This is a genomic window from Phormidium pseudopriestleyi FRX01, assembly GCF_017313335.1.
Taxonomy (GTDB): Bacteria; Cyanobacteriota; Cyanobacteriia; order Cyanobacteriales; family Laspinemataceae; genus Laspinema; species Laspinema pseudopriestleyi.
Map to the genome: position 1 here is coordinate 1 of NZ_JAFLQW010000265.1, position 11,167 is coordinate 11,167.

Consider the following 11,167-nt stretch of genomic DNA (forward strand, 5'->3'; position numbering starts at 1 on the left):
GCCAGGTTGGGAGTCACTGTGTCTCCTACAGGACAAGACTTTCACTTGTATCAAAGAGTCAGTTAGGAAGCTAACTTTCTGGGTTAGTTTCAGTTAGTTTTCCCCGCTGGTTATGGATTAGCCAGCGAACGAATCGCACTCTTATTTCCATTAACTTTAATGGTGTTGGGACTGTTAATGATTTATGCCGGGATTCAATATCAGCGTAATGAGGAGGCGATCGAGCGATTGATAGTGGGGAATTTGCCGATGAGTATTCGAGACATTCTACCTCGTCGGCGTTGATAACTTATTTTAAAAAATGATAAAAAGCTCCCTTTTTTCGGTGATAGAAGGGGTTACAGAACTTACGCATTCCCTCTATAGCTTGGACTATAGTTTTATACCTTCATCCTTCAACCCTGATTCTGACTCCCAGGTTCTTGTATGATTAGCGAGAACATTTGACCCTCAATCCTCGCCATGAACCGGCCATTTTCTTCTAAAACCATTAATTATTCCCAGGTGATTCACCTGAGTCACCCGATCGCCCCCAATATCCCCCAATGGCCGGGAGATCCTCCCGTTGAGTTCCAGGCGATCGCCACCTTGTCTACCGATGGCTATTATTTACGCCGCTTTTCTATGGGAGAACATAGCGCCACCCATCTGAATGCACCCAATAGTTTTTATCCCGAAGGAGTCGGAATTGAAGCTTATGCTGCCGAGTCATTAGTCGTAAAAGCTGTGGCGATCGATGTCTGCGCACAGGCGGCCCAGAATCCTGATTATGCCCTGACTTGCGCTGATGTATTGGCCTGGGAAGCAGAACAGGGGGAAATCTCTCCCGGGACGGTCGTCTTATTATATACGGGCTGGCAGCACAAATGGTCCGAACCTGATGCCTTTATCAACCAGCAGCACTTTCCCGGTTTTGCACCGGAAACCACCCGATTTTTGCTCGATCGCCGTCAAATTGGAGGCGTAGGAATTGATACCCACGGGGTAGATGGGGGACAAGATTTGACCTTTGCCACCAACCGGCAAGTCTTGGAACAACCGCGCATTGTCCTAGAAAATCTCACAAACTTGGACCAATTGCCCCCCACCGGAACGACCCTGGCGATCGCGCCGTTGCAGTTAGTCCAGGGTTCGGGTTCTCCCGCAACCGTGTTGGCATTTTTGCCTTCAAAATAGCCTATATTTTCAGGTTGGGTCTGACAGAGTGCGATGCAGTTCCCGGTGATACCGAAAGGTTCACAACATCTCCTTGTCATTTCCATGTCCATTGCGATCGAGCCATTTCAATAATGCCTGTTCCAGTTCTGGGGAAAGTTGCACCGGCAAGGTTCCAGACCGAACGTGCAAATCTCGTTGAGAAAAGGGAATTTCCACCCCGATATGGTCCAGCAAGGAGAAAATCCGGAAATACAAATCGCTTTTAATCCCAAACTGCTGACTGGGTTCAGAGATCCAAATCAGGAGTTCAAAATCTAAAGAACTGCTGCCAAACCCTTTGAAAAATACCCGGGGTGGGGGAACCAGCAAGACATCGGGATGTCCCTTAGCTGCATCTAATAGGGCATTTTCGACCTGGCGAACATCAGAAGTATAGGCGACGCCAACGGGCAGATGCAATCGAGAGACCGGGTTGCGGTGGGACCAGTTAATCACCTCGGTTTCCAAAAACTTGGAATTCGGCACAATGATAAAAATCCGGTCTAAGGTTTGGATGGTGGTACTGCGACCCCCAATGCGCTCAACGGTCCCGACATATTGCCCGATTTCGACAAAATCGCCGATTTGAATGCGACGCTCAAAGACGAGGACGATGCCACTCCCAAAGTTTTTGGCGATATCTTGAAACCCGAAACCAATCCCCACACCCAGGGCACTGGCAACGATGGTGAGGGAGGTGATATCGAGTCCCCAGAGTTGCAGGAGGACGACGGTGCCGATGATGATCAGGGAGTATTTGGTGACGATGGAGATGGCTTCTTCTGCACCGCGATTTAGTCCGGCGAGTCGCAATACCCGCGATCGCAGAGCATTGGTTGCCATTCCTGACACAGCGACTACGGCAATCAGCATCGCGGTGATGATCAGCAGATCGATGACGCTGTAAGAGCGTTCTGTCAGGGTGATAATGGGGGTGGTAAAGGAGGTGATCAGGATGTTGGTGATCCGGTAGCTCCATTGTCGGGTGAAGGGGAAGAGGTTGGCAATATAAAGAAGGGTCCCCCCTGCCAAGACGATGCGGAAGACTGTCCCGAGGAGGGTGAATAACAAATCGATGGCACCGATGGAGTTGTCGGTTTCTCCCTCGGGGGTTGAGCCTCTCAAGAGATCGCGCAAGGGTTGGCGATACCGTCGCCACATTTTTGTTAATCCGCGATTCAGGACCAAGATGGCGATGACAATGGCAATGGCGTGAATCAGCGATCGCTGGATAAATCGACCCTCCCGTTCCCTTGTGGCTTGTTCTAGGGCCTCTTGAATATCCCGCATCCAAACTTCCGCTTGAGCTTGGGGGGTAAAGTTATCCTCTGTATCCCCGGCAGTGACGGTGACTAAGAGGCGATTGTTGAGGTAAATTGCGGGCAGTTGATTGGTTTGGCGCACCTCTAGTTCAAAGGGCATGGCCGAATCTGCCACGGATTGGAGCTGAGTTTCAATCACGTTGGCGCGAACATCGGCGGGATATTCCCCTGCACGAGTGACAAAGAAAAGGCGTCTCCCATCCAAGCTAACGGCAGCTTGTGCTTGTTGGAGTTCCTGATTGAGCCATTCCGACCGAAATTGGGCCATGTAGGGTTCGGGTTGTGCCCTGGCGATCGCCTCCTGGGACTGTCCCACTGGCGCAATCCAGTTCAGATTTGAAGGGTTTACGGTGGTTCCAGCACTAGGCATCGGAGTTAGGGACAGGAGTCCGATGAGGGCAAGCAAGGTGATAATTGTTGCCCCGATAAAGGGTTTAAAGTTCCCAATTCGAGAGGGATTAACGGTTCTTCTTGGTTTCACGACGAAGCTCAATGGCTTGATTTTGGACTCACCCGACATCGACAGTCGATTTTAGTTGTCCTTATTTTGCCATTCCCTAGAGTAAAACCGACTCGGTACGCCGCTGGCTTTTTGTATTTTAAAGTTCACACAGGCCAGGGAGAGCTTTGGAAAAATCCAGAGTCTTAGTTGCTTTATTTGTATCCACAAACCTTGAAAGCGCAAGCAGTGATCTCAGGGATGTAGCTACCCTTGTTCTTGGAGAAAATAGCCGATCGCAGGCTTAGATCTGCTACTTTTTTGTTCTGTTGAAGGTGCAATAATTTTTTAAAAAAAAAGTGCAGTTTAATTAATTCTTAAAATTTATCAAACCTTGAACGTTCACCGCAAAAAATCCCCGAAAATGATTTTCAGGAAAATTAATTTACAAAACTGTACGGATTGGGGGTTGGAATCTGAGTATAGAGCTTGAATAAGTACCCGGTTTTATCGGGCGATCGCCTGCATTTCCAATCCCAGAGGGAATGTTGCAAGAAGACCCGTTCTGCGGAATTTCTGTTCCCTGGAACGGCATCTAGATTGCAATATTCTTCAAGGATTAACCTGAGTTGATCAGGAAATTCCGTAGAAACACGGAATGAGCAGGATTGATTGCCAAGAGATAACCCTGATTTAGGTGAGCAAGGTGATTTCTGTTAGACCCCTGGCGGTTGTTCACAGAAGAGGACCTAACCACCTGAAGGGTACGACTTCCAAGAAAGGCGTTTCCCAATGACGAACCCTATCAGGGGACGATCTGGGGGCTTTTTTATGCCCAGATTGGGTCTGAATTTAACGCTTTGTCCGACTGAGGAGGCGAACAATGAACATTCAACAGCTTGCAATTGGCACTTTAGCGGCCATTGTTACAGCAGATTTAACCCAAGAAGCCAGTGTTAGTCCCGGTGGACGATCCCCCGCACTGGCATCCCCAGCGAGTAATGAAGTCCGTGACCCTCACTACCCTGGCGAGGATGCATTACAGCACTATGCGGCATTCACCCCGGGCGATCGGAACAAAACCCTGGATCCGAGTCTAAATGACTACCATCCCAGCGATCGCACTTTGAGGGCTGGGTTGGAGCCTCAAATGCCATTAACCGACCTAGAAGGTCACTGGGCCCGAGAATTTATCGAAGTGCTGCAAGCACGGGGAATTATTCTCGGATTCCCTGATGGCAGTTTTCAACCCGATGCAGCGATGACTCAAGCGCAATTTGCGGCAGTGCTGCAACGAGCCTTCCAAGACCGCTATCTCTCTGAGGATAAGCCTTTGAGTGCAGAGGGTCCGGAGGATGACTGGGCGCAAACGGCGATCGCCGTCGCATCAGAAATGGGATGGATGGGAGGAGATCCAAACCAAGCATTTGAACCTAATCAACCGATCCCCCGATTACAAGTGTTAGTCGCCCTAGTCAAGGGCTTAAACTTAAAACCCCCCAGGGACATCCTCGGAAATGTAGACACTTATTTTTCATCTTCCTCGGCATCTATTCCCACCTATGCACAAGATCGTCTCGCGGGGGCGATTCTCCTGTTGGAGAAACTGGAACAGCATCAGCATCTCTATGGAGGGACAACTCCGAATGACTGGTTTTCCAATCCCGATCGCATCGCGAACCGTGGGGAAGTCGCCGCTTTTATTTACCAGGCACTAGCGATCGCCGAGGCAGAATCCTCCAGAACCGAGGTTCCCACGGTTTCTACGTCTCAATCTTTAACCCCCACCGGGGAAAGTCCGGAAACAACTGCATCACTTTTTCCTGCCTTCCCTGCAAAAAGCGTGGTCACTCTGTTTCCTCAATCCCCAGAAACTCATGAGAATCCGGATGACTCTGTGGAGAACTTCCACCCACGCGATCGCCCCGCAGTCGAGTCCCCCTTCTCCCTACCCAGTAATCGGTGGGGGATTGGGGGCGAGGGATTTGCCATGACCGAACCCAGTCTTGAACCCTCTGGGGACCTTGATTCTCCAGCAGTACCCACTGATGAGACAGTAACGGTGGGCGATCGCTTTCAACCCACTTGGGAAGGGCGACTCCGCCCCTCGGAAAGCCTCAACGCCCTGTTACCCCCTCGTCCCGTCACCCCTACCCCCTCTGAAGCCTCTGCAGACCCCCTAGAAAGCAGCATCAGCCTCCGTTTGGAAGCCTTACGCGGCAGAATTCAAGCGACTCCCGCCCCGGGTCCAGAACTGCCCCCCCTAGCAGCAGCAGGTTCCTACCTTCCAGAACCCCCTGAACTCTTTCAAGGCTATATGTGGCCCGCCCGAGGCGTCTTTACCTCCGGGTTCGGAATGCGTTGGGGACGAATGCACAAGGGGATTGATATTGCTGGACCGATTGGTACACCAATTATGGCGGCAGCAACTGGCATCGTCACCTTTGCAGGCTGGAATTCTGGCGGATATGGAAACTTAGTTGAAATTGAGCATCCCGATGGCAGTCTCACTCGCTACGCTCACAATCATCGTATTTTGGTCAGCGCTGGTCAGGAGGTGATTCAAGGTCAATTGATTGCGGAAATGGGTAGTACGGGCAATAGTACGGGTCCTCACTTACATTTTGAGCTCTATCCCCCGGGTACTGATGCGGCGGATCCGTTAGCCTATCTTCCCGGCGATCGCCAGAAGCTGGGAGTCGATTCTACGGTCGGACAAGCAGTCTATTCGCGGTGAACTGTTAAGGGCAACAGCTTGAGGAGTCGGCATTTTTCCAGGGTTTCAGAGTGATTCAGGACACGGCAATGCCGTGTCCTTTCGTTTGTTTACCCTCACAATGACGAACTCGATGGGACGGATAAGGCTTTGACGGTTTCAGGATGTCGTCCCAGTTGTCCCGTCATTAATCGTAGGGCGAATTGCTTGACTGGGGGAAGGGTTCGCAATCCCCATAATCCGAGATGACGGAAGATAACCGCCGGTAAGAATTGATTAGAAAATAGGCGATCGAGCAGGTCTGTGAAGCCCAAAATTGTGAGATTTTCCACTTTTCGCCAGCGTTCATATCGTTTGAGAACGGCTAGGGACCCGATATCTTCTCCCCTTTGATGCGCTTGAGTGAGAATTTCGGCGATCGCTGCTGCATCCCGAATCCCCAAATTTTGCCCTTGTCCCCCCACCGGATGGCAACAATGGGCGGCATCTCCAATTAAAGCAAGGCGGGATTGCACATAGCGACTGCTTTGCATCAGTTGTACCGAAAAGACTCGGCGATCGCTAATCGGCTGCACTCGTCCCATTTGTTCCCCATAACGTTTCTGAAGTTCGACTAAAAATTCGGCATCATCCAAGGCAGCTAAGGTTTTGGCTTCCTCGTGAGGTGCAGTCCAAACAATATTACAGCGATTTTCCGTCAGGGGTAAAATGGCAAAGGGTCCGCTGGGCCAAAATCGTTCGTAAGCAATATTGGCATGAGGTTTTTCCGGTTTAACTTGGACTGTAATACAGGATTGCCAATATTTCCAACCGCGAGTTTTGATGCCTGCTGCTTCCCGAATCCGCGATCGCGCCCCATCAGCAGCAATTAAGACCCGGGTGCGAATTCGTTGGGTTTCGGGGTTTTCCTCAACCCGATTTCTGATTTCTACCACCACTCCATCGGGTTGGTATTCCACTCCAAGCACTTCTGCTGGACAGTTCCATGTGACATTAGAACAATCTGTGAGAAAATCCTGCAACGCCGAGAGTAATACCTGATGTTCCCCCACATAACCGAGGGTTTCTCGACCCAAATCTCCCGGTTGAAAGCGCACCCTTTCTCGTCCAGAATCCGAGAGACTAATTTGATTAAACGGGGTAATTTTCGGGAAAATCTGCTCCCACACCCCTACTGCCTGGAAAATTTCCCCGGACAATAGGGACAAAGCATACACTTGATTTCGGGAAGCGGCAACCGATGGAGGCAATGCCTCAATCAGCACAACTTTTAACCCTGAATTTTTTAGAGAGGCGGCTAAAGTTGTCCCAGCAATTCCACCACCGGCGATCGCCACATCATAATCAAAAGCCGATTCCGATCCGGGAGTGACCGTTGTTTCGCGAGTAAGCTGCTGTAAGGGCATGGTTATCGAGGTTTCTCAAAACAAGTAAAGATAGGTCATTCCTTATCATTGTGCCGCAAATCGCAATTTCAGGCTAGAGGAGATTGGGTGGATGGGGGATCTGTTAGTTATTTCATGTAGGGGCGCAATGCGCAGGCCCAATTCATGGCCTGCGCATTGCGCCCCTACAAATACACCAATTTAGGGCTAGTGCTGAAGTCGTTACTACGAACAGCTACCCCATCCTCATCCCCTAAAATTGATACTCAATTCCCGTGACGAAATCGACCCGTAAATTGGGATTATCCAGAGAGGGATTATTAGCATATCTCAAAATCAAGTTATTATTAAACGACCATCCTTGAATAATAGGAATTCCCAAGGTAGTCGAAGATTCCATATAATAATCCTCTAAATCATCAAAAGGGAGTTCCAAGGTTAGGAACTGACGTAAGGTGAGGAAATCAAAGTACACATCTTTATAGCGCATTCGATACTGAGCTACGGGAAAATCCAAATCATCCCGGCGGCGGTTGGAGTCTTCATAACGAATGCCTAGACCCAACTGCATATCAAAGGAGCGATCGGGACCGGCGCGCCAGATGTTAATCCCTGGACCCGTATATAAATTAGTCCGAACATCAATCTGATCGGGTTCATCCCGACGGGCTGAGGAACTGATGAAATATTGATAGCGTTCCGTGGCATGATGGCGATATTCTGCATGAATTTGACCCTTGATTTGATTCTCGTCTTGCGGAGCAACTCGACTATCATCATAGTCATTGGTAAAACTAATTCGGAAGTCTACTTCATCCGTCGGCCATTGGCGTTCCAGTGCGAAGTTAAAGGTGGTTTGACTGGTGATTTTTGTCCCGGAAAAGAAGGAAGCACCCACTCCCACTCGACCTTCCCACCCCGTGGGTTCAAAGGGGAAGAGGGCGGGGGGTTCTGCCAATTGAGTGCGACGGGCGATGTCACGACTTTCGGATAAAATGGCTAAGGAGCGATCGCCTAATCCGATCGCATCATAGTTGAGGGCAAGCTGTGCCAGTAAGCTAGATTTTACCTCGGGATTTTCTAGACTATTTGCCATTGCTAATGCCTCTGAGAGCAATTCCGCAGCAGTTTCGGTTTGTCCCAGTTGAAAATAGGCCATTGCGATCGCAGTTTTAGCCCGCACCCGCACCGAGTCTTCTTCGATATCATTGGCGGCGATTAAGGCATCAGTCAAGAGCATTTGAGCGCGTTCTTCCTGGGCGATCGCACCATATTTAAGGGCAATTTCAGTTAATAACTTAACCTTAGATTCGGGGTCTTTCAGGATATTAATGAGTTCTAATGCCTCCTCTAAAAGCTGCAAGTTTGACTGAGTAACTTCGTGGGTTTGTGGGGTCAAATTAAAAGCTGGCACTTCCTCGGTGAATTCAGGAATATTTAGCTGATTTTTTATTCCAGTCTCTCGGGTAGGATTAAAAAATATACTGGGGGTTTGCGCCTCTGACGGTAAAGCTCCAGTTAAACAAGCTAGAAAAACTCCTGTAAAAACTAATACAATTGTACCCTTCAACTTCCTCACCCCAATCATAATTATGGTCATTGCAACAGGTTGTTTTGTTTCAACCTTACTATCCAGAGAAATTATTACGAATTCTCTGATGAGGTGTATTTACAATTTGGGCTAAAAGAGAACCGGATAAAAAGAAGAAAACCCCAGAGGCGATCGGTGCGGCAACCCACCCCCACCCCATCTGCAAATAATTTGTTACCACTAGAGAGTAACTCTGAATGGACTGGAGAAAAATCACCATGACTGAACAAAAACGCCCCAAATGGGATGCAGGCAGGTTCTGGAAAACCCTATCCTATTTTGGAGTGGTCCCATTTTTGGGGAATATTTCCTGGATCCGCAATCTCCTCACAGGCGGGAAAAGTACCATCAGCACCCCAGAAAAACCGGGCGTGATTCTGGTTGCCGGTGCCACGGGAGGCGTCGGCAAGCGGGTTGTGCAGAAACTCCAACAGCGAGGGTACTCCGTCAGAGGGTTAGTCCGGGATCTTAAGCGGGGACGGGAAATGCTCGGGACTGGAGTGGATTTGGTGGATGGGGATATTACCCTTGCCGAGAGTTTGAGCGATCGCCTCCTGCAAGATGTCACTGCCGTAATTTCCTGTATCGGGACCCGAGTACAACCCATCGAAGGCGATACCCCAACCCGGGAAAAATATTATCAAGGCATCAAATTTTATACCCCGGAAGTGGTGGATGTGCCGGAACAGGTGGAATATCAAGGTATTCAAAATTTGGTCGATGCCACCCGTCGTCAACTCGCTACCGTGGGTGCACCCCATGAAAAAATCATCTTTGATTTCAGCAAACCCACGGACAACCTCAAAGAAATTTGGGGTGCACTAGATGATATTGTCATGGGTGGAGTCAGCGAAAGTAACGTCCGCCTCGTTAACCAAACTGCTTTGTTTTCTGGGAACGTTTCCACCTCAAATTCTGGTGGATTTGTCTCCATTCGCACCCGCAATTTTGAACCCCCTTTTGATTTATCCGCCTATCAAGGGATTGATATCCGAGTCAAAGGCGATCGCAATCGGTATAAATTTATTCTCCGTACCGACCCGAAATGGGATAGTATTTCCTACTGCTATTCCTTTGATACGGTCTCTAATATAGAATTTACAGTTCGGATTCCTTTTTCAGAATTTATCCCGGTTTTTCGGGCTAAAACATTGAAAGACTGTCCGCCTTTAGATGCCAGTCAAATTCGCTCGGTGCAAATCATGCTGAGTAAATTTGAGTATGATGGTGAACTGAATCCACAATTTACCCCCGGACCATTTCAATTGCAAATTCAATCGTTGAAAGCTTATGGCGGTCCAAGCTTACCCCGATTTATCCAAGTGAGTTCAGCTGGGGTAACTCGTCCGGGACGTCCGGGGTTAGATTTAGAGTCAGAACCGCCAGCGGTGAGAATGAATGAACAATTGGGGGGGATTTTAACCTGGAAATTACGCGGGGAAGATACTATTCGCGCCAGTGGATTGCCTTATACGATTATCCGCCCTTGTGCGCTCACGGAAGAACCGGGGGGTGAGGGGTTAAGGTTTGAGCAAGGGGATAACATTAAGGGAAAAGTGAGTCGAGAGGATATTGCCGAGTTGTGCGTGCAGGCGTTAGAACTCTCGGAAGCCTGTAATGTTACCTTTGAGGTGAAAGCTGACCCAGCAGGAAGTCCGGCAGGGGACTGGCGGGGGTTATTTGCCAGCTTAGGGCGCGATCGGCAAGCCGTTAGCTAATATTTACCCGTTAGGACAAGGCAGTGCCTTGTCCTGCTGTTGCTGTGCAGGAAAGCAAAAATCCAGCAAAACAGGTGTTGTCTAGGGTCTCAGTCAAGAGGACAACCGGCTGACTTTTAAAAATTTATGCCACAGGAGCAGTAATAAGGGGAGGTAAGGACATCCGGTTTCTTGTCCCCTCATTCTTATGCTCTCATTCCTGTCCCCTCAATTGAATAGTTATCCTTTCGTCTGAGGACTCTACTCGCCTGACCTGCCACGCTAAAACCTGACATTTATAGCAAAATCTTCTGTTAATAGTTGTCATTGTCAAAGTTATGCGCTAACTTAATGGTAGAAATCAACTCCAAGCGTTGGAGGTGGGACCATGACCGATGGAGATATTGTTCACGACAAGCTTTCATGGCGTTACCAGAGGCCTTACAAAGCTCTGTGTGAAGGGAAAGATAGCCCAGATGAGTGCGCTTGGGTCATAATGGGCGCAATAATGAGGGATACAAAAAAAAAGGTCCCGCGCCCATATTACTCGCCCAAGAGATCGCGAAGATGCTGAAAGCAGCTATTGAAAACTGCAATCCGCATAGCTCTGTTAGGAGTTGGGCTACTGTTAGCAAAGAGTTAGATCGGCTAGCAGCAGGACAAACTTCATGCCCGTATTACGAGAAGCAGCTTGTCCTTCGTGCCAGTAAAGGTATTCTCCATGATTTCCGTTATGGTCTCAGAAGGGATACCTGCTCTTTGGAAGAAGTTGTTGTAGAGCGGTATTTTCAGGAAGTCTACAGGTTCTATTTTGAAGAGC

Annotated in this window: 8 protein-coding genes and 1 pseudogene; 5 read left to right on the forward strand and 4 right to left on the reverse strand. The window is 49.1% G+C overall.

Going from position 1 to position 11,167, the window contains the following annotated elements; translation table 11 throughout:
• The first annotated feature begins 159 nt into the window (after nucleotides 1-159).
• The gene (locus J0895_RS26345) at nucleotides 160-285 is read left to right on the forward strand and encodes a hypothetical protein (protein WP_277989814.1); all 126 of its coding nucleotides are present in this window, start codon (nucleotides 160-162) and stop codon (nucleotides 283-285) included.
• 177 nt (nucleotides 286-462) lie between these two features.
• Nucleotides 463-1,176 (forward strand): cyclase family protein, encoded by a 714-nt coding sequence (locus J0895_RS09665; protein WP_207087891.1) that lies wholly within the window; start codon nucleotides 463-465, stop codon nucleotides 1,174-1,176.
• Nucleotides 1,177-1,236: 60 nt separating this feature from the next.
• Here the strand turns inward: J0895_RS09665 and J0895_RS09670 are convergent, their stop codons facing one another.
• Nucleotides 1,237-3,000, reverse strand: a complete 1,764-nt coding sequence (locus J0895_RS09670) for a mechanosensitive ion channel family protein (protein ID WP_340643487.1) — start codon at nucleotides 2,998-3,000, stop codon at nucleotides 1,237-1,239.
• Between the two features lie 841 nt (nucleotides 3,001-3,841).
• Here J0895_RS09670 and J0895_RS09675 point away from each other — a divergent pair.
• The gene (locus J0895_RS09675) at nucleotides 3,842-5,695 is read left to right on the forward strand and encodes a peptidoglycan DD-metalloendopeptidase family protein (protein WP_207087893.1); all 1,854 of its coding nucleotides are present in this window, start codon (nucleotides 3,842-3,844) and stop codon (nucleotides 5,693-5,695) included.
• A gap of 95 nt (nucleotides 5,696-5,790) precedes the next feature.
• Here J0895_RS09675 and J0895_RS09680 read toward each other — a convergent pair whose 3' ends face one another.
• The 3 genes from J0895_RS09680 to J0895_RS09690 all read right to left on the reverse strand — a co-directional run bounded on the left by J0895_RS09680 (nucleotide 5,791) and on the right by J0895_RS09690 (nucleotide 8,870).
• Nucleotides 5,791-7,080: an FAD-dependent hydroxylase gene (locus tag J0895_RS09680; RefSeq protein WP_207087894.1), complete on the reverse strand. Its 1,290-nt coding sequence runs from the start codon at nucleotides 7,078-7,080 to the stop codon at nucleotides 5,791-5,793.
• 232 nt (nucleotides 7,081-7,312) lie between these two features.
• The gene (locus J0895_RS09685; RefSeq protein ID WP_207087895.1) at nucleotides 7,313-8,659 is read right to left on the reverse strand and encodes a DUF481 domain-containing protein; all 1,347 of its coding nucleotides are present in this window, start codon (nucleotides 8,657-8,659) and stop codon (nucleotides 7,313-7,315) included.
• 28 nt (nucleotides 8,660-8,687) lie between these two features.
• On the reverse strand, nucleotides 8,688-8,870 hold the full coding sequence (locus tag J0895_RS09690; protein ID WP_207087896.1) for a hypothetical protein: 183 nt from the start codon (nucleotides 8,868-8,870) through the stop codon (nucleotides 8,688-8,690).
• Between J0895_RS09690 and J0895_RS09695 the strand changes: the two genes are divergently transcribed.
• Together J0895_RS09695 and J0895_RS09700 are read left to right on the forward strand one after the other, a co-directional pair.
• Nucleotides 8,869-10,368, forward strand: a complete 1,500-nt coding sequence (locus tag J0895_RS09695; RefSeq protein WP_207087897.1) for a CIA30 family protein — start codon at nucleotides 8,869-8,871, stop codon at nucleotides 10,366-10,368. The genes J0895_RS09690 and J0895_RS09695 overlap by 2 nt on opposite strands.
• 546 nt (nucleotides 10,369-10,914) lie before the next feature.
• A pseudogene (locus J0895_RS09700) lies at nucleotides 10,915-11,167 on the forward strand (hypothetical protein); the annotation flags it as partial.

Coding starts and splice junctions, on each gene's coding strand:
- J0895_RS26345 (WP_277989814.1), top strand. CDS start 160: ATGGTGTTGGGACTGTTAATGATTTATGCCGGGATTCAATATCAGCGT.
- J0895_RS09665 (WP_207087891.1), top strand. CDS start 463: ATGAACCGGCCATTTTCTTCTAAAACCATTAATTATTCCCAGGTGATT.
- J0895_RS09675 (WP_207087893.1), top strand. CDS start 3,842: ATGAACATTCAACAGCTTGCAATTGGCACTTTAGCGGCCATTGTTACA.
- J0895_RS09680 (WP_207087894.1), bottom strand. CDS start 7,080: ATGCCCTTACAGCAGCTTACTCGCGAAACAACGGTCACTCCCGGATCG.
- J0895_RS09685 (WP_207087895.1), bottom strand. CDS start 8,659: ATGACCATAATTATGATTGGGGTGAGGAAGTTGAAGGGTACAATTGTA.
- J0895_RS09695 (WP_207087897.1), top strand. CDS start 8,869: ATGACTGAACAAAAACGCCCCAAATGGGATGCAGGCAGGTTCTGGAAA.
- J0895_RS09690 (WP_207087896.1), bottom strand. CDS start 8,870: ATGGTGATTTTTCTCCAGTCCATTCAGAGTTACTCTCTAGTGGTAACA.